General features: G+C 66.1%; 20 protein-coding genes. 12 read left to right on the top strand and 8 right to left on the bottom strand.

The genetic code is table 11. From position 1 onward, the window contains the following. Positions 1-8 precede the first annotated feature (8 nt). On the top strand, positions 9-884 hold the full coding sequence (locus J3E61_RS17580; protein WP_210084405.1) for a glycosyltransferase family 2 protein: 876 nt from the start codon (positions 9-11) through the stop codon (positions 882-884). Then, positions 884-1963, top strand: a complete 1080-nt coding sequence (locus J3E61_RS17585) for an NTP transferase domain-containing protein (protein WP_192721731.1) — start codon at positions 884-886, stop codon at positions 1961-1963. Before J3E61_RS17580 ends, J3E61_RS17585 begins: the two co-directional genes overlap by 1 nt. Before the next feature lie 14 nt (positions 1964-1977). Here the strand turns inward: J3E61_RS17585 and J3E61_RS17590 are convergent, their stop codons facing one another. Genes J3E61_RS17590 through J3E61_RS17600 form a run of 3 tightly spaced genes read right to left on the bottom strand, consistent with a single transcriptional unit; the run spans position 1978 to position 4858 of the window. Next, positions 1978-2529, bottom strand: coding sequence for an NUDIX hydrolase (locus J3E61_RS17590; RefSeq protein WP_210084406.1), 552 nt, complete (start codon positions 2527-2529; stop codon positions 1978-1980). Further along, the gene (locus tag J3E61_RS17595; protein WP_210084407.1) at positions 2526-3866 is read right to left on the bottom strand and encodes a coenzyme F420-0:L-glutamate ligase; all 1341 of its coding nucleotides are present in this window, start codon (positions 3864-3866) and stop codon (positions 2526-2528) included. The genes J3E61_RS17590 and J3E61_RS17595 overlap by 4 nt, the downstream gene beginning before the upstream one ends. Beyond that, the gene (locus J3E61_RS17600) at positions 3863-4858 is read right to left on the bottom strand and encodes a 2-phospho-L-lactate transferase (RefSeq protein WP_192721728.1); all 996 of its coding nucleotides are present in this window, start codon (positions 4856-4858) and stop codon (positions 3863-3865) included. Before J3E61_RS17600 ends, J3E61_RS17595 begins: the two co-directional genes overlap by 4 nt. A gap of 423 nt (positions 4859-5281) precedes the next feature. Between J3E61_RS17600 and J3E61_RS17605 the strand changes: the two genes are divergently transcribed. Then, complete coding sequence (locus J3E61_RS17605; RefSeq protein WP_192722441.1) at positions 5282-5551, top strand: WhiB family transcriptional regulator; 270 nt, start codon at positions 5282-5284, stop codon at positions 5549-5551. An 11-nt stretch (positions 5552-5562) separates the two neighbouring features. Here J3E61_RS17605 and J3E61_RS17610 read toward each other — a convergent pair whose 3' ends face one another. Further along, positions 5563-5985 carry a metallopeptidase family protein gene (locus tag J3E61_RS17610; protein ID WP_192722440.1) on the bottom strand — a complete coding sequence of 141 codons (423 nt, stop codon included), beginning with the start codon at positions 5983-5985 and terminating at the stop codon, positions 5563-5565. A gap of 131 nt (positions 5986-6116) precedes the next feature. On the opposite strand from J3E61_RS17610, the gene J3E61_RS17615 reads away from it, so the two are divergent. The 4 genes from J3E61_RS17615 to manA all read left to right on the top strand — a co-directional run bounded on the left by J3E61_RS17615 (position 6117) and on the right by manA (position 10355). Continuing rightward, positions 6117-6536 (top strand): DUF3499 family protein, encoded by a 420-nt coding sequence (locus J3E61_RS17615; protein ID WP_192721727.1) that lies wholly within the window; start codon positions 6117-6119, stop codon positions 6534-6536. A 108-nt stretch (positions 6537-6644) separates the two neighbouring features. After that, positions 6645-8030 (top strand): phosphomannomutase/phosphoglucomutase, encoded by a 1386-nt coding sequence (locus tag J3E61_RS17620; protein WP_210084408.1) that lies wholly within the window; start codon positions 6645-6647, stop codon positions 8028-8030. Then, entirely contained in the window at positions 8027-9124 is a 1098-nt protein-coding gene (locus J3E61_RS17625) for a TobH protein (RefSeq protein WP_210084409.1), read from the top strand. The genes J3E61_RS17620 and J3E61_RS17625 overlap by 4 nt, the downstream gene beginning before the upstream one ends. 4 nt (positions 9125-9128) lie before the next feature. Further along, entirely contained in the window at positions 9129-10355 is a 1227-nt protein-coding gene (gene manA / locus J3E61_RS17630) for a mannose-6-phosphate isomerase, class I (protein ID WP_192721724.1), read from the top strand. Here manA and J3E61_RS17635 read toward each other — a convergent pair. The 4 genes from J3E61_RS17635 to J3E61_RS17650 all read right to left on the bottom strand — a co-directional run bounded on the left by J3E61_RS17635 (position 10352) and on the right by J3E61_RS17650 (position 14996). Continuing rightward, entirely contained in the window at positions 10352-11296 is a 945-nt protein-coding gene (locus J3E61_RS17635; protein ID WP_210084410.1) for a DUF808 domain-containing protein, read from the bottom strand. The genes manA and J3E61_RS17635 overlap by 4 nt on opposite strands. A 25-nt stretch (positions 11297-11321) precedes the next feature. Further along, entirely contained in the window at positions 11322-11630 is a 309-nt protein-coding gene (locus tag J3E61_RS17640; protein WP_210084411.1) for a hypothetical protein, read from the bottom strand. Continuing rightward, positions 11627-13543: an acyl-CoA dehydrogenase family protein gene (locus tag J3E61_RS17645; protein WP_210084412.1), complete on the bottom strand. Its 1917-nt coding sequence runs from the start codon at positions 13541-13543 to the stop codon at positions 11627-11629. Before J3E61_RS17645 ends, J3E61_RS17640 begins: the two co-directional genes overlap by 4 nt. A gap of 82 nt (positions 13544-13625) precedes the next feature. Then, a complete protein-coding gene (locus J3E61_RS17650; RefSeq protein ID WP_210084413.1) occupies positions 13626-14996 on the bottom strand; it encodes an oxidoreductase in 1371 nt (456 codons plus the stop codon). 54 nt (positions 14997-15050) lie between these two features. On the opposite strand from J3E61_RS17650, the gene J3E61_RS17655 reads away from it, so the two are divergent. The 5 genes from J3E61_RS17655 (at position 15051) to J3E61_RS17675 (ending at position 18861) form a co-directional block, all read left to right on the top strand. Continuing rightward, complete coding sequence (locus J3E61_RS17655) at positions 15051-16535, top strand: amino acid permease (protein ID WP_210084414.1); 1485 nt, start codon at positions 15051-15053, stop codon at positions 16533-16535. A 109-nt stretch (positions 16536-16644) separates the two neighbouring features. Then, positions 16645-17847, top strand: coding sequence for an alkane 1-monooxygenase (locus J3E61_RS17660; protein WP_210085604.1), 1203 nt, complete (start codon positions 16645-16647; stop codon positions 17845-17847). Next, positions 17844-18032, top strand: a complete 189-nt coding sequence (locus J3E61_RS17665; protein WP_210084415.1) for a rubredoxin — start codon at positions 17844-17846, stop codon at positions 18030-18032. Before J3E61_RS17660 ends, J3E61_RS17665 begins: the two co-directional genes overlap by 4 nt. Continuing rightward, complete coding sequence (locus J3E61_RS17670) at positions 18029-18211, top strand: rubredoxin (RefSeq protein ID WP_192721716.1); 183 nt, start codon at positions 18029-18031, stop codon at positions 18209-18211. Before J3E61_RS17665 ends, J3E61_RS17670 begins: the two co-directional genes overlap by 4 nt. Positions 18212-18228: 17 nt before the next feature. Further along, complete coding sequence (locus tag J3E61_RS17675; protein WP_192721715.1) at positions 18229-18861, top strand: TetR family transcriptional regulator; 633 nt, start codon at positions 18229-18231, stop codon at positions 18859-18861. Positions 18862-18880 lie beyond the last annotated feature (19 nt).

Below are 18880 nucleotides of genomic sequence, written 5' to 3' on the forward strand. Positions count from 1 at the left end.
CTGTCCGCGTGAGCGATGGACTGACCGTGGTCACGGTAACCTATTCACCGGGGCCACACCTCGATCGATTCCTGGCGACGCTCTCGCTTGCGACCGAACGGCCTGTGACGGTGATCATGGCCGACAACGGTTCGACCGACGGCGCGCCAGAAGAGGCGACGGAGCGCTACTCGAATGCGCGCTTGCTGCGCATGCAGGGAAACCTCGGCTACGGCACCGCGGTGAACCGCGCGGTCGCCGAGATCACCCCGGAGTCGGAGTTTGTCATCGTCGCCAACCCCGATGTGCAGTGGGGACCCCGCAGCATCGACCTGTTGCTGGAAGCGGCCGAACGCTGGCCGAAGGCGGGGTCGCTGGGGCCGTTGATCCGCGATCCCGACGGCTCGGTCTACCCGTCGGCGCGCCACCTGCCGAGCCTGATCCGCGGGGGCATGCACGCAGTCGTCGGCCCGTTCTGGAAATCCAACCCGTGGACCGCGGAATACCGCCAGGAGCGAACCGAGCCCAGCGAACGCCCCGTCGGTTGGCTTTCCGGCTCGTGCTTGTTGCTGAGGCGTTCTGCATTCGATGAGGTGTCGGGCTTCGACGAGCGCTATTTCATGTACATGGAGGACGTCGACCTGGGAGATCGCCTCGGCAAGGCGGGCTGGCAGAACATTTATGTGCCGTCGGCGGAAATTTTGCACGACAAGGGCCACGCCACGGGCCGCGACCCGGCCCGCAACTTGGCGGCCCACCACACGAGCACCTACACTTTCCTGTCAGATCGGCATCCGAAGCTGTGGCAGGCGCCACTGCGGTGGACCATCAGGGGCGCGCTAGCTGCGCGCGCGGGCCTCGTGGTCCGTAACTCGAAGCGCAAGCTGAGAAAGGGACGGCACTAGTGGTCAATCCTGCTGAAGTGGACGCGGTCGTACTCGTTGGCGGTATGGGCACGCGCCTGCGGCCGTTGACCCTGTCGGCGCCCAAGCCGATGCTGCCGACGGCCGGCCTGCCGTTTCTGACCCACTTGCTGTCGCGGATCGCCGACGCGGGCATCGAGCATGTCGTGCTGGGCACCTCGTACAAGGCGGGTGTTTTCGAGTCGGAGTTCGGCGACGGATCCAAGCTTGGACTGCAGATCGACTACGTCGTCGAGGACGAGCCGCTTGGCACCGGCGGCGGTATCGCCAACGTGTCGGAGAAGCTGCGCCATGACACCGCATTGGTGTTCAACGGCGACGTGCTCTCGGGTGCTGACCTGCGGGCGCTGCTGGACTCGCATGGGAACAGCGGCGCCGATGTCACGCTGCATCTGGTGCGCGTCGGCGACCCTCGTGCGTTCGGCTGTGTGCCCACCGACTCCGAGGGCGTGGTGACGGCTTTCCTGGAGAAGACGCAGGACCCGCCGACCGATCAGATCAACGCGGGCTGCTACGTGTTCAAGCGCGACGTCATCGACCGCATCCCCAAGGGCCGGGCGCTGTCGGTGGAGCGGGAGGTCTTCCCGGGGCTGCTGGCTGACGGGCTGCGGGTTTGCGGTTACGTCGACTCCACGTATTGGCGTGACATGGGCACACCCGACGACTTCGTGCGCGGCTCGGCCGACCTGGTGCGCGGCATCGCGCCGTCGCCTGCGCTCGGCGGTCAGCGTGGCGAAAAGCTGGTGCACGACGGTGCCGCTGTCGCCCCCGGTGCACTGCTGATCGGCGGGACGGTCGTCGGCCGCGGCGCCGAGATCGGCGCCGGTGCCCGGTTGGACGGCGCGGTGATCTTCGACGGCGCATGCATCGGGGCCGGCGCGGTCATCGAGCGTTCGATCATCGGCTTCGGTGCTCGCATCGGGCCGCGCGCGTTGGTCCGCGACGGCGTGATCGGCGACGGGGCCGACATCGGCGCGCGTTGTGAGCTGTTGCGTGGCGCGCGGGTGTGGCCGGGGGTCGCCATCCCCGACGGCGGCATCCGCTACTCGACCGACGTCTAAGCGATTTCGGCGCGCTAACCGTCGCTGAGCGTGCGTTTGCGCGCCGAATCCGCCAATTGCGTGAGGCCGTAGTCGCAGTCTTCGGGTAGCGCATCCAGCGGCCACCACCGCAAGTCCAAAGACTCGTCGCTGACCGCGATTTCGGCGTTCGCCGGCGCATGAACGATGAACTGCATGTCGAGGTGACGAGTCGGCACGCCCAGCGAACACGTGACGGGGTGCACGTGCAGCGCGGCAGGCTCAGGATCGATGATGAGGCCGTCGATGCCGGATTCCTCGGTGGCTTCACGCAACGCGGCGGCGACGATGTCGGCATCGGTCTTCTCGCAATGCCCGCCCAGTTGCAGCCACCGACCAAAGCGTGGATGCAGCGTCAACAACGCGCGCTTGCCGGTGTGGTCCAGGACCAGCGCGGACCCGGTGACGTGACCCGGTACGCACTCGCGCAGGCAGCCATCCGGCCGGGCGGCGAGAAACGCCAGCACGGCGTGCCGCAGCGTGTCCTGTGCGGGATCGGGTGCGTGCCAACGCGTCAACGCGTCGACGGCCGATTCATGCAGGCTCACTTGCGGACCAGCAGCCCGTCGGTGTCCACCGGATCGCGAGGGCCAGGCGGTTCTTCAGGGTAGCCAATGGCGATGGCGCCCAACGGTTCCCAGTCACCGGGCAGCGCGAGTTCGTCGCGTACCAGGTCGGCGGCGAAGATCGTGGAGCCGATCCAGCAGCTGCCGACGCCGCGCACTGCCAGCGCCACCAGCAGCGCCTGCACGGCTGCACCGACCGCAACCGTGAACATGGTGTGCTCGGCGGCGGTCCTGCTCTGATCGGGATAGCTGTGCGCTCCATCGGGGACCATGAACGGGATGACGAGTTCGGGTGCGTCGTAGAGGATCTGGCCGCGCCCGACACGCCGCTCGACAGAATCCGCAGAGCGCCTGTCTGAGGTCAGGTCGGCGCGCCACTGATCTTTCATCCGATCCAACAGGCGCAGGCGCCGTTGCGGGTCCTGCATCCACACGAAGCGCACGGGACGGGTGTGGTGGGGCGCAGGCGCGGTGAGCGCTTCGGCGACCGCGGCCTCGATGAGGTCGGGGGCGACGGGTTCTGCGCTGAACCGCCGGATCGATCGGCGCAGCAGCTGTGCCTGACTGCGGCCAAGGGCCAGGGCTTCTTCGGTGCCGAGCCAGAAGAGGTCGTCTTCGCCCGGGCGCAGCAACGTGCGCGCGTTGGAACCGTTGTCGGACAACGTGAGTCCACGCACCACGGCGACCGGGATGTCGGTCAGCTTGCCCTTGACGAGATCGGCCGCCGCGGCGATCTCGTCGGCGACGGCGATCTCGGTGACGATCAGGTCGTTGCCGTGCCGGTCCCGCGATCCCGCGTAGCCGTGCAACACGGTCAGTCCTGCGGCCCCGATCGCGAAATCGGTCTGGCCGTTGCGCCAGGCCCTGCCCATGGTGTCGGTGATGACGACGCCGACGGTGACGCCGAGCCTTTCGCGCAGACCGGTGCGCAGCGCCGCGGCGCTGCCATCGGGATCGGTTGGCAGTAGCGCCAACTCGCCGGAGTCGACGTTGGAACCGTCCACCCCGGCGGCGGCCTGCACCAGCCCCAGTGCGTTCTCAGTGATCAGCGTGCGGCCCTTGCGTGCGAGCACGCGGACGGCCTCAGCGTCGATCAGTTTGCGCCGCAACGCATCCCGCTCTTCGGGATCGATCGGGGCGTCAACGATGCGGCCCTCGCACTTGGACACGACCTTGCTGGTGATGACCACGACGTCGTTGTCGCGCAGCCACGGCGCCGCTTGCGCCAGGGCGGCTGCGAGGTCGTCACCGGGCCGGAACTCGGGAAGTCCTGGCACCGGGAGCAGTTCGACTGCCGCGGCTGACCCATGCTCGGTCACGGCTTCACCCCTGCCAGATCCAGTCCGGCACGCACCATTTCGGCCGTGGCCGCCGGATCGGTCATCAGCAGCGGCACCGAGCGCACCTCGACTCCCTCGATGTCGGCGTGATCGCCCTCGTGTATCAGCCAGCCGTCGAGGATGCCGACGCCGGAGCGGGGTCCGTAGTAACCGCCGACGGCCTCCGAGGTGCTGGCCACCCCGATCACCGAGAGGCATTCGTCGGCCATGCCGCGCACCGGCTTTCCGCCGATGATGGGGGAGTAGCCGATCACGCGGGCCGTCGTCGAGCGCAGCGCGCCACGGATTCCCGGGATGGCCAGGATTGCGCCGATGCTCACCACCGGATTGGAGGGAGCGAGCAGCACCACGTCGGCGGTCTCGATGGCTTCGGTGACGCCTGGCCCCGCGGTGGCTTTGTCGGCGCCGACGAACGCGAAGCTGTGCGTCGGCACTTGCGCGCGGTGGCGCACCCACCACTCCTCGAAGTGGATGGCCCGTTTCTCGCCAGCCTGATCACCGGGGCTTGGATCGGTGATGACGACGTGGGTTTCGCTGCGATCGTCGCTGGCGGGCAGCAGACGCGCGCCCGGCTGCCACCGGTCGCACAGCGCCGCGGTCACATCCGAAAGCGGATAGCCGGCGCGCAGCATCTGGCTGCGGACCAGATGGGTGGCCAGATCGCGGTCGCCGAGACCGAACCAGTCCGGCTGTACGCCGTAGGCGGCGAGTTCTTCTTTGGCGTGCCAGGTTTCGTCGCGACGTCCCCACCCACGCTCGGGGTCTATGCCGCCGCCGAGGGTGTACATGCAGGTGTCGAGGTCAGGGCAGATCCGCACGCCGTACATCCAGGCGTCGTCGCCGACGTTGACGATCGCGGTCAGTTCGTCGTCTGATGGGGACCCGCCGAACTGGCCGAGGCCCAACAGGCGCTGCACCCCTAACAGGAAGCGGGCGCCGCCGACGCCACCCACCAGAACCGTGACCTTCACGTGACCGACATTAGGCCGTGGCGCCAAAGCCCGTGCGCCGCGGTGCTGTGACAGACACGCCGACGTGACGACGCGCCGAATTCGTGTCACGGAATGGTATGAATTTCTGTTCCAGCGCTTGACCGCGACAGCTAACGCGTGTGTAATCACACCAGTGTCATTTCCTGGTTGGACGGCCGGTTTCGGTGGCGCAGACCGAGATTCGATCACTTGTTCGAATTGAAGTGGGCCCTACTTATAAATGGTGGGGCTCAAATAAGGGATCTACGAGACCAGGTGAGGAGGCGGAGCATGGCTTATGAGCAGGTCGATTCCAGTCACGACGATCGATTCGACAACCGGATTCTCGGCTCAGTAGGCGACACCCGTCACACCATTACCGGACCTACACCGATTGGGGTCCCCGGGCGTCCTCAATTGAGTTTGGTACCCGAACAACCCGAGAGATATGAAGTTGCTCCGGCAACTACCGAAGACGATCAATGGCAAGAGCGCGCATTGTGCGCTCAAACCGACCCCGAGGCGTTTTTCCCCGAGAAGGGCGGCTCGACCCGCGAAGCCAAGCGAATCTGCCTGGGTTGCGAGGTCCGTGACCGGTGCCTGGAGTACGCGCTGGCTCACGACGAGCGCTTCGGCATCTGGGGCGGCCTGTCCGAGCGGGAGCGCCGCCGCCTCAAGCGCGGAATCATCTGACCTCTAGCGGGTCACTCGTCATCGATCGTCGGGTCGATGACCGACGGTTCGACGCCCAGATAAGTGGCCACTTGAGCCACCAACAGTTCATGAAGCAGCTCGGCGAGTTCGATGGTGTCCTTCGCCCGTCGCTCAATTGGCTTGCGGAACAACACAATTCGCGCGCGCGTCGCGTTGCCGCGGACATCGACCCCTGCCGGTATCAACCGAGCGAGCGCGATCGGACCGTCCGCGACCACTTCGGGCGGCCACTGCACAGATTCGGGGTCCTTCGGCGAGATGCGGGGGATCTCGTCGACGGCGACGTCCAGCCCCGTGACCCGGTCCTGCCATCGCCGTTCGATCGGTTCGTAGGCCTCGAGCACCGCCATGTCGAACCGCTCGGCCCGGCTGCGCCAGCCAGGCACGGTCGGCGGAAGCAGCGGGCCGCGCATCTCTCGGCCGCGGCGTGATCGGCCCAGATTGCGCTGCGTCACGCAGCCGATCGTAACGGTTGGAGATCGGCGGTCTGATGGCTGCGCGTGTCCGGCGGCTTACAGCGTTTTCGCACGATAACCTCTCGTTCGTGAATGTTCCCCGTCGCTGCTGCCGGCCCGGGTGTCCCCACTATGCGGTCGCGACGCTGACCTTCGTCTACTCGGATTCGACCGCCGTGGTCGGCCCGCTGGCGACGGTGTCCGAGCCGCATTCGTGGGACCTGTGCGTGGCACACGCCGGCCGCATCACCGCGCCACGCGGCTGGGAGCTGGTTCGCCACGCGGGACCGTTGCCGACCCACCCCGACGAGGACGATCTGGTCGCTCTTGCCGACGCGGTACGCGAAGGTCGCGACAGCCCTGGACCGATCAACGGCGTGGCGGCAGGCTTTTCGGATCCGGCCACCGGCGTGCACGGCGGTGCGCTGATGGCGCCCGCGGCCCGACGGCCCGAGTCCAACGGGCGCAGACGCGGCCACCTGCGGGTGTTGCCGGACCCCTCCGATTAATTGGGCCTAGCTGTACTGACCAACCCGGGCCTCGAGCCCGCCTAGCCGCGATCTCTTCACCGCCCGACGGCTAGGCTGACGCCAACGGTCCCCTTCGCAAGGAGCTCTATGTCTCGGCCCGCCGCGGCTGTTCACCGCGTCATCAAGGCGTATGACGTTCGCGGCTTGGTCGGCGAGGAAATCGATGAGGGTTTCGTCGCCGACGTCGGCGGTGCCTTCGCTCGGTTGATGCGCGACGGCGCATCTCAGGTCGTGATCGGCCACGATATGCGGGCCAGCTCTCCGTCGCTGGCGGCCGCCTTCGCCGAAGGTGTGATGGCCCAGGGGCTCGATGTCGTGCACATCGGGCTGGCCTCGACCGATCAGCTCTACTTCGCCTCGGGGCTGCTGGATTGTCCCGGCGCTATGTTCACCGCCAGTCACAATCCTGCCGCCTACAACGGCATCAAGCTGTGCCGCGCAGGTGCGAAGCCCGTCGGCAAGGACACCGGGCTCACCCAGATCAGCGAGGACATCATCGCCGGGGTGCCGGAATTCGACGGTCCTCGCGGCAGCAGTTCGCAGCGCGATGTGCTGGGCGAGTACGGGGACTTCCTGCGCTCCCTCGTCGATCTGGCCGAGCTGCGCCCGCTGCGCGTCGCCGTCGACGCGGGCAACGGCATGGGCGGTCACACCACGCCTGCGGTGCTCGGCGTGATCCCGTCAATCACCCTGCTGCCGTTGTACTTCGAACTGGACGGCACGTTCCCCAACCACGAGGCCAACCCGCTGGATCCGGCCAACCTCGTCGACCTGCAGGCGCACGTCGTCGAGACCGGCGCCGATATCGGTTTGGCGTTCGACGGCGACGCCGACCGGTGTTTCGTGGTCGATGAAAAGGGGCATCCGGTTTCTCCGTCGGCGGTGACGGCTTTGGTCGCTGCGCGGGAATTGAACAGGGAGATCGGGGCGACGGTGATCCACAACCTGATCACCTCCCGGGCGGTACCGGAACTGGTCGCTGAGCGGGGTGGCACACCGGTGCGTTCGCGCGTCGGCCACTCCTATATCAAGGCATTGATGGCCGACACCGGAGCGATTTTCGGTGGCGAGCACTCCGCGCACTATTACTTCCGCGATTTCTGGGGCGCCGACTCAGGGATGTTGGCCGCCCTGCACGTGCTTGCCGCGCTCGGCGAACAGGAGCGGCCGCTTTCGGACATCATGGCCGACTACCAACGCTACGAAGCCTCCGGCGAGATCAACTTCACGGTCAATGACGCCGAGGCGTGTGTCGATGCGGTGCTGAAATCGTTCGGCACCCGCATCCACTCCATCGATCACCTCGACGGGGTGACTGTCGACCTGGGCGACGGCAGCTGGTTCAACGTCAGGATGTCCAACACTGAGCCGCTGTTGCGGCTCAACGTCGAAGCGCGCACGTCCGACGAGATCGAGGAGATCGTCGGAGTCGTCGGTGCCCAAATCGCCTCCGTCGAGAAGGCGGCCACGTGAACGGTACGCAGGCCACCATCGACCTCGACGATGTGGAGGGCCTGCTCGCCGCCGATCGTGACGGTTTGCTGCGCTCGGCGTCGATGGCAGGCGCGCAGGTGCGTGCCACTGCCGCGGCACTGGACGAGGGCGACCTGGATGCGCTGAAGTCCGACCAACCACCGCGCACCGTCGTCTGGGTGGCAGGCCGCGGCAATGCCGAGACGGCGGGAACAATGCTGTCGGCGACACTGGCCGGTTCGGTGGCGGCGCCGATCGTCGTCGTATCCGAGGCCCCGCCGTGGATCGGCGCACTCGATGTCCTGGTCCTCGCCGGTGACGACCCCGGCGACGCCGCCCTGGTTTCTGCGGCGGCCACCGGGGTGCGCCGTGGTGCGCGCATCGTCGTCGTCGCGCCGAACGAAGGCCCGCTGCGCGACGCCACCGCTGGTCGCTCGGCATCGCTGGCGCCGCGCCTGTGGGTCCGGGAGGACTTCGGCCTGGCCCGCTATCTGGCTGCGGGCCTTGCCGTGTTGCATGTGGTGGATCCCGGACTGCAAGTGGATCTCGCGATGCTGGCCGACCAACTCGACGCGGAGGCTTTTCGCAACAGCGCCGGGCGCGAGTTGTTCACCAATCCCGCCAAGGCGTTGGCCGAACGCATGTCGGGACGCGACGTGGTGTTGGCCGGTGACAACGCGGCGACGGTGGCGCTCGCCCGCCACGCCGCGACGGTCCTGCTGCGGATCGCGCATCAACCCGTAGCAGCGGTCGGGCTGGGAGACGCGCTGGTCGCACTGCACACGGGTTTCGGTGGTGGGGCTGCCGCCGATGGCGAAGCGTCGATATTTCATGACGAGCAGATCGACGGCCCGTCACCGCGACGAGTGCGCACGTTCGTGTTGGCCACCGACGCCGAACGGCCGGTCGTTGCCGCGCGGATCAGCGGGTTCGACGACGTCGACGTGATCAATGCCGAAGACGTACCGGAAGTATTGGGAATGGTGGATGCTCCGGTGGCAGCCGCGCCGCCCGGCCGGCCGGAACAACAACTGGCGATGATGGCCGTGCGGTTGGAGATGGCGGCCACCTATCTGCGACTGGTTCGAGGTTAAGCAAGTGCACTTGCTACGCGGAGCGGTGCGGACCTATGCATGGGGTTCGCGAACCGCTATTGCCGATTTCACCGGACGACCAAGTCCCACAGCGCATCCCGAGGCAGAGCTGTGGTTCGGTGCGCATCCGGGTGATCCGGCGTGGCTGGAGACTGACGATGGTGAGGTCTCGCTACTCGACACGCTGCGAAGCGATCCCGAAGGCCAGTTGGGTGGCGCGGTGCGCGGCCGGTTCGGTGACACCCTGCCGTTCCTGGTGAAGGTGCTCGCCGCCGACGAACCGCTTTCGCTGCAGGCGCATCCGAGCGCCGAGCAGGCGCTGGAAGGCTTTGCGCGCGAGGAGAAGCTGGGCATCCCGATCACGGCGGCCACGCGTAACTACCGCGACCGCAGCCACAAACCCGAATTATTGGTAGCGCTAGGGCAATTCGAGGCGCTGGCCGGATTCCGATCGGCCGAGAGCGCGGTCGAGTTGATGCGCGCGCTTGCCGTCAGCGACCTCGACCCGTTCGTCAACCTGTTGTCCGGGCAGTCCGACGCCGACGGTCTGAGGGCGTTGTTCACCACGTGGATCACCGCGCCGCAGCCCGACCTCGATGTGCTGGTGCCCGCGGTGATCGATGGTGCGATTCAATACATTCGAGCAGGCAACAAGGAGTTCGCGGCCGAAGCCAAGACCGTGCTCGAACTCGGCGAGCGGTATCCGGGCGACGCCGGGGTACTGGCTTCGCTGCTGCTGAACCGGATCAGCCTCAAGCCGGGTGAAGCCATTTACATGCCCGCGGGCAATCTGCACGCCTATCTGCACGGTGTCGGCGTCGAGGTGATGGCCAACTCCGACAACGTGCTGCGTGGCGGGCTCACCCCCAAACACGTCGACGTGCCTGAGTTGCTGCGGGTGCTCGACTTCACGCCGGCCACCGACGACGTCATTCATCCCGAAATCACCAGGGACGGAACGGAACTCGTCTACAACACGCCCGCACCGGAGTTCGCGGTGTCGGTGTTGCGCATCGACGGCGAGAACCTTGGCCATGAGATCGACGCCCCTACCCAGCACGACGGGCCCCAGATCCTGCTCTGCACAGAGGGTTCGACGGTGGTGCACGCCAAATCCACTGCAGTGACGCTGGAGCGCGGAATGGCCGCATGGGTGGCAGCCGACGACGGGCCGATCCGGCTGGTCGCGCAGACGCCCACGAAGTTGTTCCGGGCGACCGTCGGGATTTAATGCCCTTGCTCGTCGTTGCGGCCGAACGGCAGCACGTGCATGATCGCGACCACCACGGCGCCGACGATCAAGCCGACCACGGCCGACACCGCGGTGTTGAGCAGCCAGGCCAGCAGTGCGCCGACGCCCTGCACGGCGTGGTGGACGAAATCTTCGGCGTGGTGGACCAAGCCGTAGGGTGCGTGCCAACCGAGCGTGTCGGTGCCCTGCAGCAGGATGTGGCCGCCGACCCAGAGCATCGCGACCGTGCCGACGGCCGAAAGCGTCGACAGCACTTTGGGCATTGCCGCGAGTAAGCCGCGGCCGACCCGCTGCGCGAAGCGGGAGCCGCGCTGGGCCAGGTTCAATCCGACGTCGTCCATCTTCACGATGGCGCCAACCACCCCGTACACCGCGACGGTGATCACAATCGCCACGATGACAAGGATGATGAGCCGCGGCCAAAACGACTGGTCGGCCACCTCGTTCAGTGCGATGACCATGATCTCGGCGGACAGAATGAAATCGGTTCGGATGGCCCCGGCCGTCATTTTCTTCTCGGCGTCTTCGCCCGCGGATGTGGTCGGTGCGCCATGGCTGTCGTGTCCGCGAACATAACCCCACGCCTTCTCGGCGCCCTCGTAGCACAGGTACGTCGCGCCGACCATCAGGATCGGCGTCAGCAGCCACGGCACGAACTGGCTGAGCAGCAACGCCGCGGGCAGGATGAAGATCAGTTTGTTACGCAGAGACCCGATCGCGATCCGCTTGATCATCGGCAGCTCGCGGTCGGCGGTGATCCCGTGCACGTACTGCGGTGTCACGGCGGTGTCGTCGATCACGACGCCAGCGGCCTTCGCTGTCGCACGTCCGGTGGCGGCGCCGATGTCGTCGACCGAGGCGGCGGCCAGCCTGGCCAGAGCCGCGATGTCATCAAGAAGCCCGAACAGACCAGCGCTCATCGCGTCGTCCCCATGGCACCGAAGGCTACCTGCGCGTGCGCATGAACCTGATCAGCACGTCCTCGGCGACGCCGTACTGCATCGCATCAACCCACACCCGGCAGTTGACCGGGCCGCCACCCGCCCTGGCCCGGATGCCGCCGGGAACGGCCACGTAGCCGCCGACCTCTGCTTTGGCCAACAGGTCGAGAACCGCACCGGCGTCACCGGATTCGAGGTCGGCGATGGCTACCCACATATCGGCCCACACGCCGTTGTCCCTGCCGCCCGGCGGCAACCAGTAGGCGATGCCGAACTGCGCCAGGTCGTCCAGCGGCCGGATCTGTGAGGTCATGCAACACCGCGGCGGGCGGCCGCGCGGATGAAGCGGTGCACATCCTCCTTCGTGGTGCCACCGTCGTGAGCGATCCACGGTCCCTCGATCGACGGGTCGAGAATTCCTTCCTCGAGCCAGGTGTACTGACCGCCGAGCACATCTTTCGCCAAGGTTCGGTCACTGTCGTCGCAGTTGCGCCACAGTTCAGCGAACCGTTGGTCGGCGCGCACCCGCGCCTGGCGGCAGAAAGCGTCGGCAAGCCCGATCGCCGAATCGTCCACCCCTGGCCGCTGTGTGCGGACACAGGCGGCCGTCATCGCGAACAACTCGGCTCCGATGTCAACGATGCGGCCAAGGAACCGCTGCTTGTGTTCGAGCTTGCCCTGCCAGCGTGACATCGCATAGAACGTGCTGCGCGCCAACCGGCGACTGGCCCGCTCGACATAGCGTAGATGCGTGCCGAGAGGCCCGAATTCACCGAATGATGTTGGTAATTGCCCCTTTCCGGCGAACAAGGCGGGAAGCCAGCGTGCGTAGAACAGGCCCGCGTTGGCCGCCGCTTTAGCTTTGCGCCGCATGTCGGCGTCGGGGTCGATGATGTCGCCCGCGACGCTCAAATGCATATCCACCGCTTCGCGCGCGATCAGCAGATGCATGATTTCTGTTGAGCCCTCGAAGATCCGGTTGATGCGCACGTCGCGCAGCACCTGTTCGGCCGGGACTCCGCGCTCGCCGCGGGCGGCCAGCGACTCGGCCGTCTCAAAACCGCGACCGCCGCGGATCTGCACCAGCTCATCGGCGATCAGCCAGGTCATCTCCGAGCCGTACAACTTCGCCAGAGCCGCCTCGATCCGAATGTCGTTGTGGCCGGCATCGGCGAGTTCACTGGCCAGCTCGACCATCGACTCCAGCCCGTAGGCGGTGGCGGCGATGAACGCCACCTTGCCGGCCACCGCGTCGTGCTCGCCGACCGGCCTGCCCCATTGCACCCGTTCGCATGACCACTGGCGGGCGACCGCCAAACACCATTTCGCCACGCCGCAGCACGTCGCGGGCAGCGACAACCGCCCCGTGTTCAACGTGGACAGAGCGATGCGCAGGCCGTCGCCTTCCTCGCCGATTCTGTTTTCCGCGGGCACCCTGACACCGGTCAGCCGGGTCAGACCGTTCTCGATGCCGCGCAACCCCATGAACGCGTTGCGGTTCTCGACCGCGATGCCCGGTGTATCGGCCTCCACCACGAATGCGGTGATGCCGCCGGGATGGCCTTCGCCCTTGGGCACCTTGGCCATCACGACCATGAGGTCGGCGATCACGCCGTTGGTAGTCCACAGCTTCACCCCATCGAGCAGATAGTCGTCGCCGTCCGGGGTCGCGGTGGTGCGCAGCCGGGCCGGGTCGCTGCCGACATCCGGTTCGGTCAGCAGGAACGCGCTGATCTCGGTTGTGCACCGCGGCAGCCACTTTCGCTTCTGCTCTTCGCTGCCGAACATCGAGATCGGCTGCGGCACCCCGATCGACTGGTGCGCGGAAAGCAGCGCGCCCAGCGCGCTGTGTACCGAGCAGACCATGGCCAGAGCCCTGTTGTAGTACACCTGCGACAGGCCAAGACCGCCGTATTCGGTGTCGATCTTCATGCCGAACGCGCCGATTTCCTTGAGCCCGAGGATCACCTCGTCGGGAATCTGGGCATCGCGTTCGATCACGGCGGCGTCGATCTGCGACTCGCAGAACTCCTGCAGCTTGGCGAGGAAAGCCTCGCCGCGCTCGCTGTCCTCCGATGAGCCGCTGGGGTGCGGATGGACCAGGTCCATTCGCAATCTGCCGAGGAACAATTCTTTGCCGAAACTGGGTGCCAGCCACTGCGCCTCGCGCGCGTGCTCGGCGGTCTCCCTGGCCTGTTTCTCGCTGATTTCCCCGGTAGCGGTCATCGCAGACCTCCCTAGCAATTGGCCCTACTCGACGGTAACTCCAATAGCCCCTGTAGAGGAGGGGTAAACGCAGGGGAGTGCGTCAGCCAACCGGGCTTTTTGCCCGCGCAACGGCCGGTCGGCGCCGGTCGGCCAGCCACATCCGCATGTTGTGCCGGACGGTGCGACCGATCAACCGGGCCGAGGGCACCATGTAGAGGCTGTCGAGCAGACTGAACCGACGTAAAAACCATTCCGCCAGAACGGGATCCGTCTCCGCGGCGCCGAGGAATTGGTCGAACAGGTTGCCGACAGGCTTGTACCACCACTTCGTCTCGCCGGTCGCGTTGTGCAGCGTGAGATCCCCGATCGAGGTCATCATCCAGACCGGCCACGTCGTCTTGGCGGTGGCCTTGGCCAGTCGGCCCGCGACATCGACGTCTCCAAGAGCCAGCACCGTGCGCAGGTTGCTTGCCTGGATCGCCGTCATGGTCATGCCCTGGCCGAACGTCGGGTTGAAGCTCACCACCGAGTCGCCGAACGGAATGATGCCTTCGGGGAAACGCTCGAGCTTGTCGTAGCGGCGCCACCGACTGGTCGGGTACTTGTGGAAGGCCATCTCGCCGAGCGGAGTGCCGCGGCGCAAGGCCGACGACACGTGTGCGGGCAGGATTTCGTCGGCGAGGTCGAGGATCTCGGGGAAGGTCTGCGGTGGCTCGACCCTGCCGATTCCGAACGTCGTGACGTTCCAGTTGCCGTCTTCGTAGAAGAGCATTCCGATGCCCAGCGGTTGTGCGCGTGATGCGCCGGCCACCACGACCTTCTCGGCCAGCAAACCGTCAGGAACACGCACCTGGTGGCTGGCATATGCGATGCCGACGTCGACGGTCTCCTCATGTGGACGCCCGTATCCCCATGCCTCCAGCCACACCGGCAGCCGGGTGCCGCGGCCCGCGGCGTCGACGACCAGGTCGGCGTCGACCACCTCGCCGGAGTCGAGTCGCACCCCGGTCACACGCTGTTGTGCGGCGTCGAAGATCGGTTCGCTCACCGCGGCCGAGACGATGTCGACGTTGTCGATGGCCAGCACGCGGCGCCGGATCTGCCACTCCAGCTGCGGCCGGCTCGGCACATATGCCGTGAACTCGTCCTGCAGCCGATGGGCGGTGCCGAGCACGTGACCGGCGGCCCCGAAATGGATGCAGTCGGGCCGATTTTCGAGGATCGGCACACCGTCGGCCACCATCTTCTCGAGAAGGCCTGGAAACAGGTGCTCGAACTCCTGCGCGCCGCGCGCCATCAGCAGGTGCACGTGCTTGCCCTGCGGGACGGCGGCGCGGTTCTCGGGGCCGGCAGGCAGTGGGTCGCGCTCGTAGACGGTGACCCGCTCGCTGACGTCTGACAGCACCCGCGCTGCGCACAGGCCGGCCAGGCTGGCACCTATCACGATCGCGTGGTTATAACTCCGCCCCATCGGGGGAACAGTACCGAATAGATCCCGGCTGGCGGGACCAGGAAGGGGCCGGTGATGGCTACGGGTTCTTTGGGTTGGCGAGTCAAGTCTGTTGAGCAGTCGATCGAGGACACCGACGAACCCTCGACGCGGTTGCGTAAGGACCTCACCTGGTGGGACCTCACGGTGTTCGGCGTCGCCGTGGTGGTCGGCGCGGGCATTTTCACCGTCACCGCCTCGACCGCGGGCAACATCACCGGGCCCGCGATCTCCGTCTCGTTCATCATCGCTGCCATCGCATGCGGCCTGGCGGCGCTGTGCTACGCCGAATTCGCATCGACCGTGCCGGTGGCGGGCAGCGCGTACACGTTCTCGTACGCGACGTTCGGCGAGTTCATCGCATGGGTCATCGGTTGGGATCTGATTCTGGAGTTTGCGGTCGGCGCCGCGGTGGTCTCCAAGAGTTGGTCGACGTATCTCGGCACAGTCTTCGGATTCTCCGGCGGGACAGTGGAATTGGGGCCACTGAAGGTTGACTGGGGGGCTCTGCTTATTGTCGCCGTATTGACAGTGTTGCTGGCGTTGGGCACCAAGTTGTCGTCGCGCGTCAGCGCGGTCATCACCGCGATCAAGGTGGGTGTCGTGCTCTTGGTGATCGTGGTGGGCGCCTTCTTCATCAAGGCCGCCAATTATTCGCCGTTCGTTCCGCCGCCTGCGGCAGGCGGCTCCGAGGCGACTGAGCAGTCGCTGTTTTCGTTGCTCACCGGCGCAGGCAGCAGCACATACGGCTGGTATGGGGTCCTGGCCGGCGCGTCGATCGTGTTCTTCGCGTTCATCGGGTTCGACGTCGTGGCCACCACCGCCGAGGAGACCAAGCGGCCACAGCGCGATGTACCGCGCGGCATCATCGCCTCGTTGATCATCGTCACCCTGCTCTACGTTGCGGTGTCGGTGGTGCTGTCGGGCATGGTGCGCTACTCCGACCTGAAGAGCGCGGGTGAGGATTCCGGCGCCAACCTCGCGACGGCCTTCGAACTGAACGGCGTCGACTGGGCGGCCAAAGTGATTGCAATCGGCGCCCTGGCCGGTCTGACCACCGTGGTCATGGTGCTGATGCTGGGGCAGTCGCGGGTGTTGTTCGCGATGTCCCGCGACAGGCTGTTGCCCGCCAGTCTGGCGCAGACCGGTGAGCGCGGCACGCCGGTGCGCATCACGGTGCTGGTCGGCGTTGTCGTGGCGCTGACGGCGGCGCTGTTTCCCATCGCCAAGCTCGAGGAGATGGTCAACGTCGGCACGCTGTTCGCGTTCGTCCTGGTGTCCGCCGGTGTGATGATCCTGCGCCGCACGCGGGGTGACCTGGAGCGCGGTTTCCGAGCACCGGGGGTTCCCCTGGTGCCGATCCTGTCGATCCTCGCTTGCGTGTGGCTGATGTTGAACCTGACGACGCTGACCTGGATCCGGTTCGTGGTCTGGATGGCCGTCGGCGTGGTCATCTATTTCGCCTATGGGCGCAGGCACTCGGCGCTGGCGCAACGGGAAGAGGTGCTTGCCAGCTCCTAGCTCGTTCTTTACAAAACATGCCTCTGTGTCTAGACAGCCGACAAAATCGGCTCTATAGTCAACTGGACGTGATGGCACTCACTTCAGGAGGCATGTAGTGACCACTCAAATGTCCGACCTCGAGGTCTCCCAGTGGCGCGACAAGAAGCGCCACCTGTGGCTGATGGGGCTGATCGCGCCGACGGCGCTGTTCGTGATGCTGCCGTTGGTGTGGGCGTTCAACCAGTGGGGTTGGCACGCGGCGGCCCAGGTGCCGTTCTGGATCGGGCCGATCCTGCTCTACATCCTGCTGCCGGCGCTTGACCTTCGCTTCGGTCCCGATGGTCAGAACCCGCCCGACGAGGTGATGGAGCGGTTGGAGAACGACAAGTACTACCGCTACTGCACCTACATCTACATCCCGTTCCAGTACGCCAGCGTGATCCTTGGCGCGTACCTGTTCACCGCAACCGACCTGAGCTGGCTGGGTTTCGACGGCGGCCTGGGCTGGCCTGCGAAGATCGGTCTGGCGCTCTCGGTGGGTGTGCTCGGAGGCGTCGGCATCAACACCGCACACGAAATGGGCCACAAGAAGGACGAACTCGAGCGCTGGCTGTCGAAAATCACGCTGGCCCAGACCTGCTACGGCCACTTCTACATCGAGCACAACCGCGGCCACCACGTCCGCGTCGCCACCCCGGAGGACCCCGCGTCGGCCCGTTTCGGCGAGACGTTCTGGGAGTTCTTGCCGCGCAGCGTATTTGGCAGTCTGAAGTCGTCGTGGGAACTGGAAGCCCAGCGGCTGCGACGTGCCGGCAAGAGTCCGTGGCACTGGTCCAACGATGTGCTCAACGCGTGGGCGATGTCGGTGGTGTTCTACGGCATCCTGATCGCGGTCTTCGGCGTGGCACTCATCCCATACGTCGTGATCTCCGCGGTGTTCGGCTTCACGCTGTTGGAGACGGTCAACTACCTCGAGCACTACGGCCTGCTGCGCCAGAAGCTGGAAAGCGGTCGCTACGAGCGGTGCGCGCCGGTGCACAGCTGGAACTCCGACCACATCGTGACCAACCTGTTCCTGTACCACCTGCAGCGGCACAGCGATCACCACGCCAACCCGACGCGGCGCTACCAGACGCTGCGCAGCATGGAGGGCGCGCCGAACCTGCCGAGCGGATACGCGTCGATGATCGCGCTGACGTACTTCCCGCCGCTATGGCGTCGCGTGATGGATCACCGGGTGCTCGAGCACTACGACGGCGACATCACCCGCGTCAACGTGCAGCCACGGATGCGCGACAAGGTGATGGCCAAGTACGGAGCACGGGCATGAGCACCTTCAAATGCCCCGGCTGCGACTACACCTACGACGAAACGAAAGGCGCTCCGCGGGAAGGGTTTCCCGCTGGCACGCCGTTCAGCGAAATCCCCGAAGACTGGTGCTGCCCGGACTGTGCAGTACGCGAGAAGGCCGACTTCGAAGAGATTTCTGAAAAGAAGGACGAGGTAATGAAATGACCGACTACAGACTGTTCATCTGCGTGCAGTGCGGATTCGAATACGACGAGGCCAAGGGCTGGCCGGAGGACGGCATCGCCCCGGGCACCCGGTGGGACGACATCCCCGACGACTGGAGCTGCCCGGACTGCGGCGCGGCGAAATCCGATTTCGAGATGGTGGAGGTCGCACGGTCGTGACCGCTACGGTTGCGCGTGTGACTAGCCCGCGCGACCATCGAACCGCGCAGCGCATTCCGTACGCCGAGGCGTCCCGGGTGCTGCTGCGCGATTCGATTTTGGACGGCATGCGGGAACTCCTGGTGAGCCGTGATTGGTCGTCGATCACGCTGTCGGACGTCGCGAAGGCCGCAGGCATCAGCCGCCAGACGATCTACAACGAATTCGGATCGCGCCAGGGGCTGGCGCAGGGCTATGCGCTGCGGCTCGCCGACCGCCTGGTGGATCAAATCGAAGACGCGATCGGAGGCAACGTCGGCGATATCTACGCCGCGTTTCTGCAGGGATTCCGCGACTTCTTCGCCGAGTCGGCCGCAGACCCGCTGGTGATCTCGCTGTTGACCGGTACCACCAAACCAGACCTGTTACAGCTGATCACCACGGACTCCGCGCCGATCATCACGCGCTGTTCGGAACGGCTGACCGAGACCTTCATGAATAGCTGGGTGCGCACGAGCGAGGAGGATGCGGGGGTACTTGCCCGGGCCATCGTCAGGCTCGCCATGAGCTACGTTTCGATGCCGCCGGAGGCCGACCACGACGTCGCCCGCGACCTCGCCCGTTTGATGACGCCGTTCGCCGAACGCTACGGTGTTGTAGATACTCCTTAGCTGTCAGAGCGCCCCTGCT

Source organism: Mycobacterium sp. OAE908, assembly GCF_017872775.1.
Classification (GTDB): domain Bacteria; phylum Actinomycetota; class Actinomycetes; order Mycobacteriales; family Mycobacteriaceae; genus Mycobacterium.

Excerpts from the sequence above, each read along its gene's own strand:
- J3E61_RS17620 (WP_210084408.1), top strand. The coding sequence starts at position 6,645 with ATGTCTCGGCCCGCCGCGGCTGTTCACCGCGTCATCAAGGCGTATGAC.
- J3E61_RS17610 (WP_192722440.1), bottom strand. The coding sequence starts at position 5,985 with ATGCGCGGCCCGCTGCTTCCGCCGACCGTGCCTGGCTGGCGCAGCCGG.
- J3E61_RS17640 (WP_210084411.1), bottom strand. The coding sequence starts at position 11,630 with ATGACCTCACAGATCCGGCCGCTGGACGACCTGGCGCAGTTCGGCATC.
- J3E61_RS17650 (WP_210084413.1), bottom strand. The coding sequence starts at position 14,996 with ATGGGGCGGAGTTATAACCACGCGATCGTGATAGGTGCCAGCCTGGCC.
- J3E61_RS17655 (WP_210084414.1), top strand. The coding sequence starts at position 15,051 with ATGGCTACGGGTTCTTTGGGTTGGCGAGTCAAGTCTGTTGAGCAGTCG.
- J3E61_RS17635 (WP_210084410.1), bottom strand. The coding sequence starts at position 11,296 with ATGAGCGCTGGTCTGTTCGGGCTTCTTGATGACATCGCGGCTCTGGCC.
- J3E61_RS17645 (WP_210084412.1), bottom strand. The coding sequence starts at position 13,543 with ATGACCGCTACCGGGGAAATCAGCGAGAAACAGGCCAGGGAGACCGCC.
- J3E61_RS17660 (WP_210085604.1), top strand. The coding sequence starts at position 16,645 with ATGTCCGACCTCGAGGTCTCCCAGTGGCGCGACAAGAAGCGCCACCTG.
- J3E61_RS17665 (WP_210084415.1), top strand. The coding sequence starts at position 17,844 with ATGAGCACCTTCAAATGCCCCGGCTGCGACTACACCTACGACGAAACG.
- J3E61_RS17670 (WP_192721716.1), top strand. The coding sequence starts at position 18,029 with ATGACCGACTACAGACTGTTCATCTGCGTGCAGTGCGGATTCGAATAC.